The organism is Marinobacter piscis (genome assembly GCF_007671655.1).
In the GTDB taxonomy this organism is placed as follows: Bacteria; Pseudomonadota; Gammaproteobacteria; order Pseudomonadales; family Oleiphilaceae; genus Marinobacter; species Marinobacter piscensis.
On sequence record NZ_VCGX01000002.1, the window covers coordinates 412,277 to 430,190 of the forward strand.

General features: G+C 53.5%; 20 protein-coding genes and 1 tRNA gene. 16 read left to right on the forward strand and 5 right to left on the reverse strand.

What is annotated here, in order from left to right; genetic code table 11:
* Positions 1–91: 91 nt before the first annotated feature.
* From FFI95_RS07640 to FFI95_RS07650, 3 genes are all read left to right on the forward strand, one after another.
* On the forward strand, positions 92–1,564 hold the full coding sequence (locus FFI95_RS07640; RefSeq protein ID WP_144821831.1) for an HD domain-containing protein: 1,473 nt from the start codon (positions 92–94) through the stop codon (positions 1,562–1,564).
* 72 nt (positions 1,565–1,636) lie between these two features.
* A complete protein-coding gene (gene xthA / locus FFI95_RS07645; RefSeq protein ID WP_144821832.1) occupies positions 1,637–2,446 on the forward strand; it encodes an exodeoxyribonuclease III in 810 nt (269 codons plus the stop codon).
* Between the two features lie 17 nt (positions 2,447–2,463).
* Entirely contained in the window at positions 2,464–3,093 is a 630-nt protein-coding gene (locus FFI95_RS07650) for a TetR/AcrR family transcriptional regulator (protein WP_144821833.1), read from the forward strand.
* A 2-nt stretch (positions 3,094–3,095) separates the two neighbouring features.
* Here FFI95_RS07650 and FFI95_RS07655 read toward each other — a convergent pair whose 3' ends face one another.
* Entirely contained in the window at positions 3,096–3,512 is a 417-nt protein-coding gene (locus FFI95_RS07655) for a phasin family protein (protein ID WP_144821834.1), read from the reverse strand.
* A 383-nt stretch (positions 3,513–3,895) separates the two neighbouring features.
* Here FFI95_RS07655 and FFI95_RS07660 point away from each other — a divergent pair, with 383 nt between their 5' ends.
* The 4 genes from FFI95_RS07660 to hemH all read left to right on the forward strand — a co-directional run bounded on the left by FFI95_RS07660 (position 3,896) and on the right by hemH (position 6,469).
* Positions 3,896–4,333 carry a YeeE/YedE family protein gene (locus FFI95_RS07660; protein ID WP_144821835.1) on the forward strand — a complete coding sequence of 146 codons (438 nt, stop codon included), beginning with the start codon at positions 3,896–3,898 and terminating at the stop codon, positions 4,331–4,333.
* A 4-nt stretch (positions 4,334–4,337) separates the two neighbouring features.
* Entirely contained in the window at positions 4,338–4,808 is a 471-nt protein-coding gene (locus FFI95_RS07665; RefSeq protein ID WP_144821836.1) for a YeeE/YedE family protein, read from the forward strand.
* 80 nt (positions 4,809–4,888) lie between these two features.
* On the forward strand, positions 4,889–5,317 hold the full coding sequence (locus tag FFI95_RS07670; protein WP_144821837.1) for a TIGR01244 family sulfur transferase: 429 nt from the start codon (positions 4,889–4,891) through the stop codon (positions 5,315–5,317).
* Between the two features lie 42 nt (positions 5,318–5,359).
* The gene (gene hemH, locus FFI95_RS07675) at positions 5,360–6,469 is read left to right on the forward strand and encodes a ferrochelatase (protein WP_144821838.1); all 1,110 of its coding nucleotides are present in this window, start codon (positions 5,360–5,362) and stop codon (positions 6,467–6,469) included.
* Positions 6,470–6,513: 44 nt separating this feature from the next.
* Here the strand turns inward: hemH and FFI95_RS07680 are convergent, their stop codons facing one another.
* Both FFI95_RS07680 and FFI95_RS07685 read right to left on the reverse strand, forming a co-directional pair.
* Positions 6,514–6,720 carry a hypothetical protein gene (locus tag FFI95_RS07680; protein ID WP_144821839.1) on the reverse strand — a complete coding sequence of 69 codons (207 nt, stop codon included), beginning with the start codon at positions 6,718–6,720 and terminating at the stop codon, positions 6,514–6,516.
* Between the two features lie 210 nt (positions 6,721–6,930).
* Positions 6,931–7,021, reverse strand: a tRNA-Ser gene (locus FFI95_RS07685).
* Positions 7,022–7,278: 257 nt separating this feature from the next.
* Here FFI95_RS07685 and FFI95_RS07690 point away from each other — a divergent pair.
* From FFI95_RS07690 to FFI95_RS07710, 5 genes are all read left to right on the forward strand, one after another.
* The gene (locus FFI95_RS07690) at positions 7,279–7,998 is read left to right on the forward strand and encodes a Bax inhibitor-1/YccA family protein (RefSeq protein ID WP_144821840.1); all 720 of its coding nucleotides are present in this window, start codon (positions 7,279–7,281) and stop codon (positions 7,996–7,998) included.
* 97 nt (positions 7,999–8,095) lie between these two features.
* Positions 8,096–8,509 carry a sulfurtransferase complex subunit TusD gene (gene tusD / locus FFI95_RS07695; protein WP_144821841.1) on the forward strand — a complete coding sequence of 138 codons (414 nt, stop codon included), beginning with the start codon at positions 8,096–8,098 and terminating at the stop codon, positions 8,507–8,509.
* 2 nt (positions 8,510–8,511) lie between these two features.
* Positions 8,512–8,862: a DsrE family protein gene (locus FFI95_RS07700; RefSeq protein WP_144821842.1), complete on the forward strand. Its 351-nt coding sequence runs from the start codon at positions 8,512–8,514 to the stop codon at positions 8,860–8,862.
* A 41-nt stretch (positions 8,863–8,903) separates the two neighbouring features.
* Positions 8,904–9,194: a sulfurtransferase complex subunit TusB gene (tusB, locus tag FFI95_RS07705; protein ID WP_144821843.1), complete on the forward strand. Its 291-nt coding sequence runs from the start codon at positions 8,904–8,906 to the stop codon at positions 9,192–9,194.
* A 3-nt stretch (positions 9,195–9,197) separates the two neighbouring features.
* Complete coding sequence (locus FFI95_RS07710; protein WP_144821844.1) at positions 9,198–9,524, forward strand: TusE/DsrC/DsvC family sulfur relay protein; 327 nt, start codon at positions 9,198–9,200, stop codon at positions 9,522–9,524.
* A 42-nt stretch (positions 9,525–9,566) separates the two neighbouring features.
* On the opposite strand, the gene nfuA is transcribed toward FFI95_RS07710, so the two are convergent.
* Positions 9,567–10,154: a Fe-S biogenesis protein NfuA gene (gene nfuA / locus FFI95_RS07715; RefSeq protein WP_144821845.1), complete on the reverse strand. Its 588-nt coding sequence runs from the start codon at positions 10,152–10,154 to the stop codon at positions 9,567–9,569.
* A gap of 241 nt (positions 10,155–10,395) precedes the next feature.
* Between nfuA and metH the strand changes: the two genes are divergently transcribed.
* The 4 genes from metH (at position 10,396) to FFI95_RS07735 (ending at position 16,860) form a co-directional block, all read left to right on the forward strand.
* Positions 10,396–14,094 (forward strand): methionine synthase, encoded by a 3,699-nt coding sequence (gene metH / locus FFI95_RS07720; RefSeq protein WP_144821846.1) that lies wholly within the window; start codon positions 10,396–10,398, stop codon positions 14,092–14,094.
* Positions 14,095–14,127: 33 nt separating this feature from the next.
* Complete coding sequence (locus FFI95_RS07725; RefSeq protein WP_144821847.1) at positions 14,128–14,358, forward strand: DUF2970 domain-containing protein; 231 nt, start codon at positions 14,128–14,130, stop codon at positions 14,356–14,358.
* 350 nt (positions 14,359–14,708) lie between these two features.
* A complete protein-coding gene (locus FFI95_RS07730; protein ID WP_144821848.1) occupies positions 14,709–16,361 on the forward strand; it encodes a nitrite/sulfite reductase in 1,653 nt (550 codons plus the stop codon).
* Positions 16,354–16,860 carry a DUF934 domain-containing protein gene (locus FFI95_RS07735; RefSeq protein ID WP_144821849.1) on the forward strand — a complete coding sequence of 169 codons (507 nt, stop codon included), beginning with the start codon at positions 16,354–16,356 and terminating at the stop codon, positions 16,858–16,860. Before FFI95_RS07730 ends, FFI95_RS07735 begins: the two co-directional genes overlap by 8 nt.
* Before the next feature lie 36 nt (positions 16,861–16,896).
* Here FFI95_RS07735 and FFI95_RS07740 read toward each other — a convergent pair whose 3' ends face one another.
* Complete coding sequence (locus tag FFI95_RS07740) at positions 16,897–17,892, reverse strand: YhdH/YhfP family quinone oxidoreductase (RefSeq protein WP_144821850.1); 996 nt, start codon at positions 17,890–17,892, stop codon at positions 16,897–16,899.
* Positions 17,893–17,914: the final 22 nt, after the last annotated feature.

Genomic DNA, 17,914 nt, shown 5'->3' on the forward strand with positions numbered 1-17,914 from the left:
CGGTAGAAGAAAATCAATGTTTTAACAGCTATTTTGGCACGCCCTTGTGATATAACAAGGGCGGTCTGACAAAATCCGGAGATTCCTGCAAATGAGAAGAGCCGTAAATGACCTGCTAGGCGGTTACGACAAGCTGATTATGGACCCGGTCCATGGTGCAATTCCACTCTACCACCACGAAATTCAGGTCATTGACCACCCGCTTTTCCAGCGACTGCGCAACATTTGCCAGAACGATATTCTCAGCCTGGTGTTCCCGGGTGCAACCCACTCCCGTTTTTTACACAGCATTGGTGTAATGCATGTGGGCACGCGGATGTTCCGGTCAATGATCAACGCGTATCTTCGGGAACGCCAGCTGAATGAACAAACTGAGCTGAGCCTGGATCAGCTGGACGCCATTGATTATCTAGCCAAAACCATCCGCCTTGGCTGCCTTCTCCATGACAGCGGCCACTCCAGCTTCTCACACCAGTTCACCCAGGCCCGGCGAATTCGCGACCTTATGAGCCGGCCTGGCCGGTTTGCAGATTTATGGGAAGGCGTAGACTACTCCGCTTACCATAACGCGGAGCCAGAAGAGCTCGAGCATGAGCATTATTCAGTTCGGGTGGCTCACGAGGTCTTATCGGCGATAGACCTGGACAGCGCAGGACTCCATGCCCGGGATGTTATCGGCATCATGGAGACCACCGATGTGGCTCCGAGCGAGATATTCTGCCGCCACGCTCGCACATTCTGGGAGTTTATTGCAGGTGCAGATGCAGAAGCCGGTGAACTGATCAGCGAGAACATTCCCCGTCTGGTGCTGGATCTGCTCTCCTCCATTGTATCCGGAGAAATTGACGCTGACCGTGCCGACTACATGCTGCGGGATGGTTTTCACTCCTCGGTAACCATCGGCGGGTTCAACCTTGACCACCTTCTCAGCAACCTGCGTTTCGGCTGGGACAAATCCGAGCCCTGGCTCGGGCTTGCCATCACACAGAAAGGCCTGGGCGCTCTTGAAGATTTTGTTTACAGCCGCTATCAGATGTATCGCAAGGTCTATGCCCACAAAACCGCACTGGGCTTTGACTGGTTGCTGCGGGAAGCTATCAATGAGGTTCTGGAAGATCCGGAAAGCTTTGAATGGATAGATACCTGTCTGAGCAACATGCAGTATTTTGCAGAACTTACAGATAACTTTTTCTGGGAAGCCTTCCGGAAAGTAGCCCGGCGACGTCCGGAGAGCTTTTCATACTGCATCGTGAACCGGATAAAACTGAACTATCTGGATACCCGGGAAGACCTTTCCGACAATGCTATCAGCCGCCACAGCGCCTGGCTGGCTGAGCAAATGGAGCTGGACCCGGCCCACGTGGTGGCCTGTTCCATGCATGCCCGCTTTTCCAATATCCAGGATAACTTCAGTGGTATCAAAGTATTGATCCGGGATCCGGTAAACCGGACGCGCTCACTGAAAAAAATCACCGATGTCAGCGCTTTTTTCAGCAAGTTCAGCGATGGGACTATCACGCATTTTTACACACGTCCTGAAAGCACAAAGACAACGGTTTTATAACCCGTTCCGGGAGCCGTTCAGCTGCAGTGTGGTAGACTTCTGCGGCACCCAACACCGGAGAGCTACACTGTTATGATGTTTGTGTCTTTTAACGTTAATAGCATACGCACCCGCCTGCACCAGCTTGAAGCACTGATAGAAAGCCATTCACCGGATGTGATCGGGCTGCAGGAAACCAAAGTAAGAGATGAAGAGTTTCCGGTGGATGCCATCCACAAGCTCGGCTACCACGTTTCCTTTCACGGCCAGAAAACCCATTATGGGGTCGCCCTGCTTTCCCGCACAGAGCCGGATCAGATAATGAAGGGCTACTCCGGAGATGACGAGACCGCCCAGCGACGGCTGATTACCGGCCAGTTCACGGTAGGCGACGAGCAGATCACCGTCATCAATGGCTACTTCCCCCAGGGCGAAGCCCGCACCCATCCGATCAAGTTTCCGGCCAAAAAGAAATTCTACGCAGATCTGATGAAATGCCTCGACGGGCTGAAGTCCCGGAGCGGCCACGTCCTGGTAATGGGCGATATGAATATTGCACCTACGGATCATGACGTCGGCATAGGTCCGGAGAACGCCAAGCGGTGGCTGCGTACAGGAAAGTGCGCCTTCCTGCCGGAAGAGCGGGAATGGTTCAGCCAGGTTGAAAGCCGTGGCTATACTGATGTCTTCAGGCATCTCAACCCGGAAGACATGACCTACAGCTGGTTTGATTACCGTAGTAAAGGTTTTGATAAAGACCCAAAACGCGGCCTGCGCATTGACCACATCCTTGCCAGCGACAGCCTGCTTCCCAAAGCCCGTGAGGCAGGAATTTCCCTGGGCTTCCGGGGAATGGAGCGGCCATCAGACCACTGTCCGGTATGGGCAGCTTTCGACCTCTGAAAACGAGATGGCGCGACATGACAAAAGTAAAAACCCGCGACCGCATTCTTGATACCAGCCTGGTGTTATTCAACAGTCTGGGAGAGCCCAATGTAACGACCCTGCTGATCTCCGATGAGCTGGAGATCAGCCCCGGCAACCTGTATTACCACTTCAAAAGCAAAGGCGATATTGTCGAAGAGCTGTTTTCGGCGTTTGAAGCCGAAATGCTGGACCTGCTGGCAGTACCGGACGATGTGACAGTCAGCCTGGAGCAGCAGGATTTTTTTCTGCACCTTTTGTTTGAGGCGGTCGCTCGCTACCGGTTTTTATATCAGGACCTGGTTAATGTTCTGACCCGTTATGAACGCTTGCAGACCCGATTCAGACGGGTTCTGAAAAAGAAAACAGCGGCTTTCAGGGGTATTTGTGAAAGTCTTCAGCGCCAGGAGATGATGGTGATCAGCCCCGAAGAACTGGATTCTCTGTGCGAGCAGCTCACACTGACCGCATGTTACTGGAGCGCATACGATACCCTGTCTCACCTTGATGACCGGGAAGCCGTGGACCCCGGACGTGGCGTGTACCAGATGTTGCACCTGATGCTGCCCTATTACATGCCCGAGATTCAGGAGCGCATGAGGCTGACGAGCCTGACCTACCTTTGATGTTACTCTTCTTCGTCCCGGGAGTGATTTGCCCTCAACTCTGACACTTCCGCCTCCAGAGCAGCGATTCTCGACTCCAGGGCTTCAATATCTTCCCGCCGGTGAATGCCGAGCCGACGCAGAGCCCCGGACACTCGCTCGTCGAACAGGTGCTCGAGCCTGTCCCATGTGCCGGTAGCACGCTCGCGCACCCCTTCTACACGACCCTCTACCGACCGGATCTGTTTCTCCACAACTCCGCGGGTTTTGTTTTCCAGTTGTTCGCCTTCCTGCACCAGTCGCTCAAAAAAACGCCCCGTGTCTTCTTCCGCCTTGGTATACGCGCCCAGGCCGGCAAGCCAGATCTGTCGGGCGGAGCCTTTAATTTTTGCAGCCAGCTGTGGATCGTTTTCGGGCTTTTTGTCGTTCTCGTCAGACATGCAGCATCCTCTGAAAAGCCGTAAGTTCACTATGGCCATAGTATATGACAGCTGGCTGGCAATTTCAGTGGCTATAACGCTGCCTGCACAATCCAGCTGAGGCATAAAGATTCTTTTAATATGAGAAAAGGTTTCCAGATACAGCTGTCAAAAACTTGAACTGTGCAAATTTTAGACAATACTTGAAGATACCGGGGTCTCTGCTGACGCCGGTTTGTCTGGAAGTCTTTCATGGATACGACTCGCACGCTTTTGCCCGGCTTTCCCGTCGGGCTTTTTTTTGGCGCTATCTCGTTTTATTATATGCTTATTCCAAAATGACTGTATAATCAGAAAATGTCTGTTATCCAGCTCAAAACACCGTGTAATGGAGGAATGTCCGAATGATTGATATTGCCTGGAGTAATTTTACTCCCTGGTCCGCGCTCTTTGGCGGCGTGCTTGTCGGCCTGGCGGCTGCGTGTTTTTTACTTTTAAATGGAAGAATTGCCGGCATCAGTGGAATTCTTGGCGGTTTACTGACGCCTTCTGGTGGGGACATCAGCTGGCGAGTAGCCTTTCTGGCAGGCCTCGTTGGCGCTCCGGTTTTATGGATGCTGGTGGGACAAGTGCCCCCAATCGAAATTAAAGCTGGCTACCCTGCCATTATTATTGCGGGCCTCCTCGTGGGGATAGGTTCCCGCTATGGTTCAGGATGCACAAGTGGTCACGGCGTATGCGGCTTATCCCGGTTTTCCCCCAGGTCGTTGATGGCGACACTGAGTTTTATGTTTGCCGGCTTTGTCACCGTATTTGTCATCCGTCACGTATTGGGAGTTTAATGCCATGAGATCGGTTATCGCTTCATTTGCTGCAGGCTTGCTGTTTGGCTTTGGTTTGCTTATTTCGGGGCTGGCAAACCCGGAGAAAGTTCTTGGCTTTCTTGATCTCGCCGGTCCCTGGGACCCCTCCCTCGCGCTCGTTATGGGCGGCGCAATACTTGTTGGCATCCTGGCGTTTTCCATAGCCCGGAAAAGAACCCTATCCCTGCTCGGATTTACCATGAAAATCCCCGGTCAGTCGCAGATTGATAAACGGTTAATTATTGGCGGCCTGTTGTTCGGTGTTGGCTGGGGGATTGCCGGAATCTGTCCCGGTCCGGGAATTGTCGGGCTGGGCGCTGGTAAAATTCAGTCCGTTGTTTTTGTCGCCGCGATGGTCGCGGGGATGGGTATCTTTGAATTGATTGAGCGTGCGCGTGCAGGCGCACGAAAAGGCACAGGTTACGAGGGCTCTGCCGGCTCACAAATAAGCTGATAAAATTGGCACCCCTCTGACAGACGCCATCAGCTATGAGATGATGGCGTCTGTCTTTTTTACCCAACTCTGGAGCCCCCATGGACATCCGAAAAATTGATGACGATATTTCCGTTGCCCCCCAGATAACCCGCGATGATGTAGCAGAAGCTGCCAGACTGGGATTTAAAACCCTTGTAGCCAACCGCCCCGATCAGGAAGAGCCCGGCCAGCCTGCCATGGCTGATATTGAGGCGGCTGCACGCGAGAACGGCATGACGTGGGTGTACATGCCCGTAGAGTCGGGAAATGTAAGAGATACAGATGTGCAGCACTTCAGTGCCACATTCCAGGAGGCAGAAAAACCAGTCCTGGCATTTTGCCGCAGCGGCACCCGTTGCACCGTATTGTGGGCCCTGGATGCGGCGCGAACCACACCTGCCCGGGAAATTTTCACCAAGGCCCGTAACGCAGGTTACGATATAAGCGGCCTGGCCCCACGTATGGCGCAACAGTCCACGAACCAATAATTTCTCCAGTTACAGACATCAACACTCAGGACTTCCCCTTCCATGCAATATATTGGCTCAGAGAACTTCCGGCATAATCAGCCGGAACGTATAGGTGTTCTGGTAACCAACCTTGGCACTCCCGACGCTCCGACACCGCCTGCTTTACGGCGATACCTCGGAGAGTTTCTCTCCGACCCCAGGGTTGTGGAACTCCCCCGCCCCTTATGGTGGCTGATTCTGCATGGTGTCATTCTGCGCATCCGGCCCAAACGCAGCGCAGCGGCTTACGCGGGTGTGTGGCAACCGGAAGGGTCTCCTTTGTTACTGCATACAGCCAGACAGGCGGAAGGTATAGAAAAGGCGCTGAAAGTGAAATATGGCAACGACGTGGTTGTCGGGTTTGCTATGCGCTATGGCAACCCCTCAATCCCCAAAGTTCTGGATCAGATGCACGAGCGAGGCGTCAGAAAGTTACTGGTTTTGCCACTTTACCCCCAGTATTCTGCCTCCACTTCTGCGTCCACTTTCGATGCGATTTCGGCAAACTTCGCAAAACGCCGCTGGTTGCCCGACTTCCGCTTTATCTCCCATTATCCGGACTATCCACCCTATATTGAGGCGATGGCCCGGCATATTGAAAATCACTGGGCCGAGCACGGGCGTAACGCGAAGCTTGTTTTATCCTACCATGGGGTGCCATTAAAATATCTGACCAAAGGCGACCCCTACCACTGCGAGTGCCATAAGACCTCCAGGCTTCTGGCCGAACGTCTGGGGCTGGCAAAAGACGATTACATGACCACCTTCCAGTCTCGCTTTGGTAAAGAGGAATGGCTGAAGCCCTACACGGATGAAACCCTTAAGGCGTTACCCGGTCAGGGTGTAAAATCCATTGATGTCTTTTGTCCGGGCTTTTCTGCAGACTGCCTGGAAACCATCGAAGAGATTGATGAAGAAAACCGCGGGTACTTCATGGAAGCGGGTGGTGAAGGATTCAGCTATATCAGTGCACTGAATGCGACACCTGACCACATCGACGCTCTGGTACAGCTGATTGAAGAGAATCTTCAGGGTTGGGCGCTGCCTGACAATCAGCCAGAAACCCTGGCCAGCCGGCAGGAACGGGCAGATGCGCAGAAAGAGGCTGTCTACCCCGGCAGAGACCTGTAATAAGAAGGGCTCAGCGGTGGCATACCGCTGAGCCTAAACCCTTACTATTTTTTGGCTGTGCCGGCTGTATCCGAAAGGTCTGGCACAGACTCACAAAACGTGCATTCATCAACATCCACTGCTGCACCGCCTACCTCAACATAGCGAACTCTGTGGCTCGCCTTGCCACGGTTACTCGACACAGACAGCTTGCGATCGCCACGTTCGATAACGTCGATGTCTTTTTTAGTGGGTGCTTTCTCTTCTGGCATAACCTATTCCCTCACCAAGACGCACACAACACAGCGTCTGATTATTTATCACTAAGTACATAATGGGGGTATCGCGGTGAAACTTAAAGGGAGGTATCAGGGCTATAGCTGGTTACTATCGAAAATAGAAAACGAGCTTTTTGATTCCTGACGAAAGTTAGCTGATGAAGTCCTTTGAATAAATGCGGCATTGCCGGAAGGCATGGAAAATGGCGGTGGGCCAGGGATTCGAACCCCGGGACGGCTACAAACCGTCGGCGGTTTTCAAGACCGCTGCTTTAAGCCACTCAGCCAGCCCACCTTTTCCATTACTGTCTTGCGACAGCGGTGTGCATCATACCGGAATTGCCTGCGCTGTCAACGCCCGGAATAAAATTCAGTGCAAGACCGTCACATTAACTGCTTTTAATGGAATTCAGTCAGCTTTTTGCAGTCATAAGGCATTGAAAGTTGGGAATTCGATATTATTATAAAGTTTAATTCCAGATGATGAACACATACTTAATACTGTAGTATGTATGTCTTCGTCAAATAAGCTGCATCAAAGCGGAGATCAGAATGCAAAACAGACATTACAACGCTCAGCAGAACCACAAAGGCATGATTGCCCGTGGCTCGGCGACGGCACCTATCAGCGGCTCAGCGACCAAGGTCTTGCGCAACACCTATACCTTGCTTGCAATGACTCTGATGTTCAGTGCTGTTATGGCAGCTGTGTCCATGTCCATCGGGCTCAGCCAGGGCGCCAGCCTTGTATGCAGCCTTGGCGCTCTCGCGCTGGTGTGGCTGGTTCTGCCACGTACCGCCAACAGTTCCGCCGGGATCGCCGTCGTATTCGCGTTCACCGGGTTGCTTGGATTGTCCCTGGGGCCAATCCTGCTGTACTACCTGCAGTTCTCTAACGGTGGTCAGATTGTTACACAGGCCCTTGGTGGCACCGCACTGGTGTTCTTTGCCCTGTCCGGCTATGTGCTGACAACCAAGAAAGACTTCAGCTTCATGCGTGGCATGCTGGTTGCTGGCCTGGTTGTTGTCCTTGTGGCCGCACTGGGGTCTATTGTGGCCGCTATGTTCGGTGTTGAGACAACCGCCTTCAGCCTGGCCATCAGCGCCGCGATCGTGTTTCTGATGTCCGGCTTCATCCTGTACGACACCAGCCGTATCGTAAACGGTGGCGAAACCAACTACATTCTGGCAACCACCGGCCTGTACCTGAACATCTATAACCTGTTCGTGAGCCTGCTGCATATTATCGGAGCCTTCTCAGGCAACGATTAATACCCGGCAGTTCACACCAGCCAGTTTGCAAAACCCCGGCCTTTGCCGGGGTTTTGCTATTGGTACACTGCTCTCAACTCAGGCAGGAGTCGCAATCATGGCCGCTACACCTCCGCAACACTACACTCTGGTCATTACCGGAGCGCCCTACTCTTCACAGGCACCGCAAACCGCCCTGTTCTTTGCTCGTGCAGCAATTGCGGCGGGTCATACAGTAGACCGGGTATTTCTCTACGGTGACGGCGTTCATCTGGCTTCTGCACTGTCAGCACCGCCATCCGATGAGGCTCACTGGTCGACTGAGTGGGCAGCATTCCTCAATGAAAATAACATTCCGGGCGTTGCCTGCATTGCCTCGGCTCTGAGGCGCGGACTGGTTAATGAATCCGAGCAGGCGCGTTATGAATTATCGGCCAGCAACACGCTTAGCCCCTTTGTCATCGCCGGGTTGGGCGAATGGGTGGAAGGCACAATGACATCACGCACGCTTTATTTTCATAGTGGAGGCTGAGGGTGAGTACATTAATCGTGATTGACCAGCCACCCTATGGGAGCTGGGCCGGCCGTGAAGCCCTTGATATGGCTTTCTCACTAGCGGCATTCGATCAATCTGTATCACTGCTGTTTACCGGGGCAGGCGTTAACTGGTTACGAACCTACCAGGACACACAGGAAATCCAACAGAAATCAGTTGAACGAAACCTCGCAGCTGCGTCTGTTTTCGGGGTTGAAGCAATTTATGCAGATGAAGCAGCGAGCCGTCTTTATCGGCTTATGCCAGACAATACAATGGCAGGGGTAACCGTGATAAAAGACCGTGCAGCCCTTCTGAGACAGCACTCTCATGTGGCCTTTGCGGGCTGACCACCCGACTGTGCTGCCCTCTCTTATATCCAGGATCTGTTATGAGCGATATCAAGACTCTACACATACTCAACAAGCCTCCCGAACACCCTCGGACCCAGCAATGTCTGGAAGCGCTTAATCCCGGAGATGCACTGCTGCTGATCGAAAATGCGGTGCTGGCTATTACAATGTCAGTTGAGGCAGAAGTCGCTGTTCCCGTTTTCGCACTGGCACCGGACGTGGTTGCCCGCGGCCTTGGTCAGAGCCCTCGCGGGGCATCGGCATCGCTGGTGGATTTTCCCGTGATGGTGAACCTGACAGCATCCGCTCAGAACGTAATAAGCTGGTGATCTATGACACGCCCTGTAATGCCTGCGAGAAACAATGAAGGTTTTCTTGAAAATGCGAATGACTGGTCGCCTGATATTGCGATGGTTATTGCCGCAGATGAGAACATACAACTTGATGAAAACCACTGGGAAATCATCGAGTTTCTACGCAATTTCTATAAACAGCATGACATGTCACCGCCGTCAAATCGGCTGTTTGTGAAAGCTGTGAAGGAGGCGTTGGGTGAAGAGCGGGGGAACAGTATTTATCTGATGCAGCTGTTCACTGGCACGCCGGCAAAAACAGCTTGCCGGATAGCGGGATTGCCCCGTCCGACAAACTGCCTTTGACCATGTGCGGCAGGTAACCGCCCTGAAAAGGGCGGTACAGGCTTACTGGTAGTAAGCGTTTTCAGTGTAGGTGTGGTCTGTTACGTCGCGAACTGCAGTGATTTCCGGAACCTGCTCTTTAAGCGTCGCTTCAACACCCTGTTTAAGAGTGAGGCTGACCGCAGAGCAGCCCTGGCAACCGCCGCCAAAGCGCAGCACTGCCACTGAACCATCGACAACTTCCACCAGCGACACATCGCCCCCGTGAGCGGCCAGGTTCGGGTTAATTTCCGAAGCCAGAATATAGTTCACCCGGTCGGGCAAAGGCGCATTTTCATCAACAGCCGGAACTTTTGCGTTCGGGGCCTTGATAGTCAACTGCCCGCCCATCTGATCCTTGGAGTAATCCACGTATGCATCTTCAAGGAAAGGGGTGGAGTTATGGTCCAGATACAGCGTAAATTTCTCGAGATCCACCTGTTCATCTGTCGGAACGATCTCATTAGGTGGGCAGTAAGCCAGACAGGTTTCAGCGTTCCTGGTGCCTGGCTGGGTGACGAAAATACGCACACCCATGCCTTCCACATCCTGTTTTTCAATAAGTTGTGCAAGGTAATCCCGTGCGGGATCTGTCACAGTAACCGATGCCATGTTTTCAACCCGTTTGTTAAGTTTAGCTTCAGTTTAAGGGAGTTTGCGCTAACATGAAAGACCAAGTGCGTTACTGGGTCTTTCGATTCGTAATGAGTTTCCCCTACACTCGGGCGCGAACCGTACTTGATGTAAGTTAAGGGAATTTCTGTCGCAGTTACGACGCGCCCGGGCATTTTTGCTATTATCCCGCACAAGTTAAACAAACACGCCGTTAAAATAGACATCCGGAATACTGACTATGACTGATCGCAACACTCGCCTGGAACAACTTCACAAAGCTCTGCAAGATCGCATTGTGATTCTTGATGGCGGTATGGGAACCATGATCCAGAACCAGAAGCTGGATGAGCAAGCGTTCCGGGGCGATCGGTTTGCCGACTACGAACGGGAAGTTCAGGGCAACAACGACCTGCTGAACCTTACCCAACCGGCCCTTCTGCGCAATATTCACGCGGAGTATCTGGATGCCGGTGCAGACATCATCGAAACCAACACCTTTAACTCAACACGTTTGTCCCAGGCCGACTACGGACTGGAAGATATCGCCAAAGAGCTGAACGTCGCTGCCGCACAACTGGCGCGGCAGGTGGCCGATGAGTTTACAGCAAAGAACCCGGAAAAGCCCCGGTTTGTGGCCGGTGCGGTGGGACCGACCTCCCGCACAGCGTCCCTCTCACCCGATGTAAACAATCCGGGTTATCGTAACGTCGATTTTCAGGCGCTGGTCGATAATTATTACGAAGCCGTTGCCGGTCTGACTGAAGGTGGTTGCGACATTATCCTCATCGAAACCATTTTCGACACTCTTAACGCAAAAGCGGCAATCTACGCAGTACAACAGTATTTCGAAGACAGTGGTACAGAGCTGCCTCTGATGATCTCCGGCACCATTACAGACGCCTCCGGTCGCACCCTGTCGGGCCAGACAACGGAAGCGTTCTGGAACTCTGTTGCCCACTCCCGCCCGATTTCCGTGGGCCTGAACTGCGCTCTGGGTGCAGATGCCCTGCGCCCGTATGTAGAAGAACTGGCAAGCAAGGCCAACACCTACGTCAGCGCACACCCGAACGCCGGGCTACCCAACGAGTTTGGTGAGTACGACCAGACGCCGGAAGAAATGGCAGAGGTTATTGAAGGCTTTGCCCGGGACGGCTTTCTCAACATTATCGGCGGCTGCTGCGGGTCCCGTCCGGATCACATTGAAGCAGTTGCCAAAGCTGTGTCCAAGTACCCGCCACGGAAAATACCCGAGCGCCCGGAAGCACTGCGACTGTCCGGCCTGGAAGCGTTCACAGCGGATGAAAACAGCCTGTTTATCAACGTCGGTGAGCGCACCAACGTAACCGGCTCCAAACGCTTTCTGCGTCTGATCAAAGAAGAACAGTACGAGGAAGCCCTGAGCGTGGCGCGGGACCAGGTGGAAAACGGCGCCCAGATTATCGATATCAATATGGATGAGGGCATGCTGGATTCCAGGGAGGTGATGGTTACCTTTCTGAACCTGGTCGCCTCAGAGCCGGATATCTCCCGTGTGCCCATCATGCTCGACTCCTCGAAGTGGGAAGTGATTGAGGCAGGCCTGCGCTGCATCCAGGGCAAAGCGGTGGTGAACTCCATCTCCCTGAAAGAAGGCGAGGAAGCGTTTATCAAGCAAGCCCGGGACTGCATGCGTTACGGCGCCGCGGTTGTCGTTATGGCGTTTGATGAGCAGGGTCAGGCTGACACCTTTGAGCGTAAAACCGAGATCTGTAAACGCTCCTATGACATCCTGCTCAGCATTGGTTTCAACCCTGGCGACATTATCTTCGACCCGAACGTGTTTGCCATTGCCACGGGTATTGAAGAGCACAACAACTACGCGGTTGACTTCATCAACGCTGCCCGCTGGATCCGGGAAAACCTCCCCCACGCGTCAATATCCGGCGGCGTAAGCAACGTGTCTTTTTCCTTCCGGGGCAACGATGTTGTACGTGAAGCCATTCACTCAGTCTTTCTTTACCACGCCATTAAGGCAGGTATGAACATGGGTATCGTAAATCCCGGTCAATTGGTGATTTATGATGAGATAGACCCGGAACTGAAAGAGCTGGTTGAAGACGTGGTGCTCAACCGTCGTGAGGATTCCACCGACCGCCTGCTGGAAATAGCCGAGCGCTACAAAGGTAAAGGCGGGAAGACCCAGGAAGAAGACCTGGCCTGGCGGGAGTGGCCGGTTATCAAACGGCTTGAGCACTCTCTGGTCAAAGGCATTACCACCTATATCATCGAAGACACCGAGGAGTGCCGGCAACAGGCTGAACGCCCTATCCATGTGATTGAAGGCCCTCTTATGGACGGCATGAACGTGGTTGGCGACCTGTTTGGCGACGGTAAAATGTTCCTGCCCCAGGTGGTTAAAAGTGCCCGGGTCATGAAGCAGGCTGTGGCACACCTTATCCCCTACATTGAGGCGGAAAAGTCCGAGGATCAGCAGGCCAAGGGCAAAATCCTTATGGCCACCGTGAAGGGCGATGTCCACGATATCGGCAAGAACATCGTCGGTGTTGTACTGCAGTGCAATAACTATGACGTGATTGATCTTGGCGTAATGGTGCCCAGCGACAAGATTCTTGCGGCCGCCAAAGAGCATAACGTGGATATTATCGGCCTCAGTGGACTGATTACACCGTCGCTGGACGAAATGGTCCATGTAGCCCGGGAAATGCAGCGCCTGGATTTCCAGCTGCCGCTGATGATTGGTGGTGCGACCACCTCCAAAGCCCATACGGCGGTTAAAATTGAACCTCACTATAAAAACGACATTGCGCTTTATGTCTCTGATGCGTCGCGCTGCGTTAACGTTGCCTCTCAGCTTTTGAGCAAAACCGCAAAATCCGGACTGGTAGAAGCCGCCCGGACTGAGTACGACCAAATCCGCGAACGTCGTAAAAAGCGTGGTGACCGCACCAAACTGGTCAGCCTTGCCGAGGCCCGTGCACGGGCACCGGAAATCAGCTTTGAAGACTATGTTCCACCCAAACCGGCATTCACCGGCACCCGTGTTTTCAAAGAATACGACCTGAACGAATTAGTGCCCTATATAGACTGGACGCCCTTCTTTATTTCCTGGGACATTGCCGGAAAATACCCGCAGGTTTTCGACGACCCCAAGCGCGGGGAAGCAGCCCGCAACCTGTTCGATGACGCCCAGATTATTCTGAAGAAAATGGTTGATGAAAAGCGCGTAACTGCCTCAGGTATCATCGGTTTCTGGCCGGCCCATCGTCGGGGTGATGATATTGTGGTGTACACAGACGAGTCCCGCACAGAAGAGCTCACCACGCTGCACCATTTGCGTCAGCAGGATGATAAAGCCCCTGGCAAGGCGATGATGGCACTGTCCGATTTTGTGGCAGAAGAAGGTTCTGAGCACTGTGACTATGTGGGCGGCTTTGCCGTAACCACGGGTATTGGTGCAGAAGAAATGTCGATGGAATATAAAAATGCCAACGACGACTATAACGCCATTATGGTGAAGGCGCTGGCCGACCGTCTTGCAGAAGCCTTTGCCGAGCACATGCATGAGCGGGTGCGTAAGGAGTTCTGGAGTTATGACGCAGGCGAACAGCTGGAAAACGAGGACCTTATCAAAGAACGTTATCGCGGTATTCGCCCCGCACCTGGCTACCCTGCCTGCCCGGACCATACTGAGAAATCGACTCTCTTTGAGCTTCTGGATGCCACAGAAAAAACCGGCATTGAGCTGACCGAGCACTACGCCATGTTTCCGACCGCCGCCGTTTCCGGCTGGTACTTTGCACACCCAGAGTCCAAGTTTTTCTCTGTGGGTAAAATTGGCGTAGACCAGGTGGAAGACTATGCTGAACGCAAAGGCCTGACGAAAGCGGAAGCTGAACGGTGGCTGGCCCCAAGCCTTGCCTATGATCCGGCGGAGTAAAGGCCCCACGCATGCATTGAAGAGAGGGGTATTATGGCGAAAACACCCGAAAACAATAAAAATGGAAAGCCCGGAAGCCCTGGCTTACTGAAAGTCATGCAAGGCATAGCCGCCGGGGCGCTCGGAGTTCAGTCCAGTAAGCGCCGGGAAGAAGACTTCGGCAGCCATAGCCCCTGGCCGTATATAGTGGGCGGTCTGCTGTTTACTGCCCTTTTTGTGGGCACCCTCCTTCTGATTGTGCAAGCCGTACTCTCTGGCCAGTAGGTTTACTGGCCAGAGACCCAGATCACTGCAAAAATAACAACAAGCGCAATAACGGCCACAGCCGCAATCGCATCGGCACGGCTATCGGAGGACTCCATTTTTTTCTTCATTGCCCGCTCCTTTATCGTTTCCGGTACCTGACATCAGGCCACCCCACCCTTATATCTTCTTTCAGTTAAGCAGACATTTTCTATTCGTCCATTCCGGGCCGCCCCGTTATCGCCTGAATCGATAAGCCTATTTCAAATTAATCGTTAAACGGAATAACAGGTTACTGATAGCCTTACTTTTAGCTATAAGGCTCCGTTACCCGGAGCTGGTATCAGAACGACACTATCCAGGATCTGCTTATGTACGTATACGACAGGCACGACCGGCAAATGGCCGTCGAGCGGGTTGCACAATTCCGGGACCAGACCAGACGCGCACTGGACGGAGAGCTGACAGAAGACGAGTTTCTGCCCCTGCGTCTCCAGAACGGACTTTATATTCAGCGCCACGCACCCATGCTTCGCATCTGTATTCCCTACGGCATGCTCCGGTCTGCCCAGTTAAGACGCCTGGCCCGGATCACCCGGGATTACGACAAGAGCTACGCGCATTTCACAACCCGTCAGAATGTGCAGCTCAACTGGCCTGCTCTTGAGAGCGTGCCGGACATTCTGGCCGAGCTTGCGGAAGTGGAAATGCACGCGAACCAGACCAGCGGCAACTGCATCCGGAACACAACAACAGACCAGTTTGCCGGCGTGCAGGCAGACGAAGTGACGGATCCCCGGCCTTACTGTGAGATCATCCGCCAATGGTCCACTTTTCACCCGGAATTTGCTTACCTTCCGAGAAAGTTCAAAGTGGCCGTAAATGCCTCTGAAAAAACAGACAGGGCCGCCATCCGTGTACACGATATAGGCCTGCAGATTGTACGTAACCAGGCCGGCGAACTGGGTTTTCGTGTACACGTGGGCGGCGGGCTCGGGCGCACACCCATGGTGGCCCCGGTCATCCGCGAGTTCCTGCCGGAACTGGACCTGCTGACTTATCTGGAAGCAATCCTGAGAACCTATAATCGCTACGGCCGCCGTGACAACAAGTTCAAAGCCCGGATAAAGATTCTGGTCAAAGCACTGACCCCGGAAGGGTTTGCGGAAAAAGTTGAAGCAGAGTGGGCACACATTAAAGATTCTCCGAGCCGACTGACACCGGAAGCCATAGCGCGTATTCAGGCGCACTTCACCGAGCCCGATTATGCGGACCTGGATAATGCAACGGAGCTTCTGGCCCGGCAGCGGTTTGAGCAACGGGATTTCGACCTGTGGCTGAAGCACAATGTTGATGTTCACAAAAAACCCGGGTACGCCATAGTCTCACTGACCCTGAAAAAGACCGGAACTCCGCCAGGTGATGTAACCGACCAGCAACTGGAACAGATTGCCGACCTGGCCGATGAATACAGTTTCGGGGAAGCCCGGGTAACACACCACCAAAACGTCGTGCTGGCAGATGTGCGTCAGGACCGCCTGCTGGAACTGTGGCAACAACTCGGCCCGATGGGCTTTGGTACAGCCAACCTGAATACGCTTACAGACATTATCTGCTGCCCCGGCGGGGACTTCTGCGCCCTTGCCAATGCCAAGTCGATCCCGATCGCAGACGCTATCCAGCAACGTTTTGACGACCTCGACTTTCTTTATGATCTGGGCAATATCAACCTGAACATATCCGGTTGCATGAACGCCTGTGGACATCACCATGTTGGCAGCATCGGGGTTCTGGGGGTAGACAAGAAAGGCCAGGAATTCTATCAGGTGAGCCTTGGTGGCTCATCCCAGCATGATGCTTCAATCGGCAAGATTCTTGGACCATCGTTTGCCGGGGCTGAAATGCCTGATGTGATCTCAAAAATTGTTGATGTGTACGTCAATACGCGCACGGAAGAGGAATCTTTCGTCGACACCTATCGCCGTATTGGAATCCAGCCTTTCAAGGAGCGGGTTTATGCCTGACATTATCGACCGTGATGGCAACATCCGAAAGAACCCATGGGTAATACAGGCCCGGCCGGAAAACGGCGAATCACTGAGCCTGCCCACAGACCAGCACACACTGATCCCGGCCGACCTCTGGGTTGCGGATAAAGAAACCTTTGCGGGTAAAGCCAACGTGGGGGTGTGGCTCGACAGCCATGATGAACCCGGAATGTTGGCGCAGTACGCCAATGATCTGCCTCTGATTGCGGTTAACTTCCCCAGGTTCAGTGATGGCCGGGGATATAGCATAGCCCGTTTGTTACGGGAGCGTTTTGGTTACAGGAAGGAGCTGAGGGCTATTGGCGACGTTTTGCTGGACCAGCTGCAGTTCATGAAGCGCTGTGGGTTTGACTCTTATGAACTGCGCCCGGATAAGGATATTGGTAAGGCGGCAAGATCCCTGAACTTTTTCAGTCAGGGGTATCAGGCGGCTACGGACACGGACGTGCCACTGTTCCGCCGACGGGCGTCTTAGGAGACCTGCGGTGGCAGGTCTCCGGACGCGACTTTATCAGATGGCGTGGTCCAGAACAATTTTTCCTGCGGACTCACCTTTCAGGAAGGCCTTGAGCGCACTGTCGAGATCTGCCCGGCCGATCTTTTTAACCGAAGCTTCGGTTTTCGGGCATTTCCAGTCCCCGGCAAGCTTTTTCCAGACGGCTTCTTTCTCGTTCCGCGGAATCTCTACCGAATCCACACCCAGCAGATTTATACCGCGCAGAATGAAAGGCAAGACAGTGGTATCCAGCTTCGGCCCGGCAGCCAGGCCGCAGCACGACACGGAACCGCCGGGTTGAATCTGCTTTAATAGCTCAGCCAGAGGCGAGCCACCAACCGTATCCACGGCATTGGCGAAAGCCGGCTTCAGCACCGGCTTTTTATCATGATCCAGTGCATCACGCCCCACCACATCTGCAGCGCCCAGGGCTTTGAGGTGTTCAGCCTGGTCTGCTTTACCACTGATCGCTACCACCTCAAATCCGAGATTTGCCAACAGTTCCACAGCAACACTGCCAACCGCTCCGGAGGCGCCGGAAACGGCAACACGGCCCTGCTCCGGCTGTGCACCCATAGCCAGGAGTTTCTGTACACACAGTCCGGCAGTAAGACCTGCAGTACCGTAGATCATGGATGTCTCTGCGCTCCAGCCAGCGGGCATAGGGATGCACCAGTCGGATGGAACACGAATGTATTCGCCGAAACCACCATCTGTATTCATACCCAGATCATAGCCCGTGACTAATACCTGAGTGCCTATGGCCGGATCTCCGGTGGCCGACTCAACCACTTCACCTGCCGCGTCAATGCCGGGCGTGTGGGGAAAGGAACGGCTCACCCCCTTGTTCCCCGAAGCGGACATTGCGTCTTTATAGTTAAGAGAGGAATGACTGACCCTGATCAGCACGTCACCCGACGGAAGATCGCTGATGGCCAGCGTTTGTTCGGAGCCTTCATATCCCCCATCAACTTCTTCCACCCGCCAGGCTTTGAATTGAGTATTGTTCATGGCCTTTTCCCCTTTTATTATC

Excerpts from the sequence above, each read along its gene's own strand:
- FFI95_RS07640 (WP_144821831.1), top strand. The coding sequence starts at position 92 with ATGAGAAGAGCCGTAAATGACCTGCTAGGCGGTTACGACAAGCTGATT.
- xthA (WP_144821832.1), top strand. The coding sequence starts at position 1,637 with ATGATGTTTGTGTCTTTTAACGTTAATAGCATACGCACCCGCCTGCAC.
- FFI95_RS07650 (WP_144821833.1), top strand. The coding sequence starts at position 2,464 with ATGACAAAAGTAAAAACCCGCGACCGCATTCTTGATACCAGCCTGGTG.
- FFI95_RS07655 (WP_144821834.1), bottom strand. The coding sequence starts at position 3,512 with ATGTCTGACGAGAACGACAAAAAGCCCGAAAACGATCCACAGCTGGCT.
- FFI95_RS07660 (WP_144821835.1), top strand. The coding sequence starts at position 3,896 with ATGATTGATATTGCCTGGAGTAATTTTACTCCCTGGTCCGCGCTCTTT.
- FFI95_RS07665 (WP_144821836.1), top strand. The coding sequence starts at position 4,338 with ATGAGATCGGTTATCGCTTCATTTGCTGCAGGCTTGCTGTTTGGCTTT.
- FFI95_RS07670 (WP_144821837.1), top strand. The coding sequence starts at position 4,889 with ATGGACATCCGAAAAATTGATGACGATATTTCCGTTGCCCCCCAGATA.
- hemH (WP_144821838.1), top strand. The coding sequence starts at position 5,360 with ATGCAATATATTGGCTCAGAGAACTTCCGGCATAATCAGCCGGAACGT.
- FFI95_RS07680 (WP_144821839.1), bottom strand. The coding sequence starts at position 6,720 with ATGCCAGAAGAGAAAGCACCCACTAAAAAAGACATCGACGTTATCGAA.
- FFI95_RS07690 (WP_144821840.1), top strand. The coding sequence starts at position 7,279 with ATGCAAAACAGACATTACAACGCTCAGCAGAACCACAAAGGCATGATT.
- tusD (WP_144821841.1), top strand. The coding sequence starts at position 8,096 with ATGGCCGCTACACCTCCGCAACACTACACTCTGGTCATTACCGGAGCG.
- tusB (WP_144821843.1), top strand. The coding sequence starts at position 8,904 with ATGAGCGATATCAAGACTCTACACATACTCAACAAGCCTCCCGAACAC.
- FFI95_RS07710 (WP_144821844.1), top strand. The coding sequence starts at position 9,198 with ATGACACGCCCTGTAATGCCTGCGAGAAACAATGAAGGTTTTCTTGAA.
- nfuA (WP_144821845.1), bottom strand. The coding sequence starts at position 10,154 with ATGGCATCGGTTACTGTGACAGATCCCGCACGGGATTACCTTGCACAA.
- metH (WP_144821846.1), top strand. The coding sequence starts at position 10,396 with ATGACTGATCGCAACACTCGCCTGGAACAACTTCACAAAGCTCTGCAA.
- FFI95_RS07725 (WP_144821847.1), top strand. The coding sequence starts at position 14,128 with ATGGCGAAAACACCCGAAAACAATAAAAATGGAAAGCCCGGAAGCCCT.
- FFI95_RS07730 (WP_144821848.1), top strand. The coding sequence starts at position 14,709 with ATGTACGTATACGACAGGCACGACCGGCAAATGGCCGTCGAGCGGGTT.
- FFI95_RS07735 (WP_144821849.1), top strand. The coding sequence starts at position 16,354 with ATGCCTGACATTATCGACCGTGATGGCAACATCCGAAAGAACCCATGG.
- FFI95_RS07740 (WP_144821850.1), bottom strand. The coding sequence starts at position 17,892 with ATGAACAATACTCAATTCAAAGCCTGGCGGGTGGAAGAAGTTGATGGG.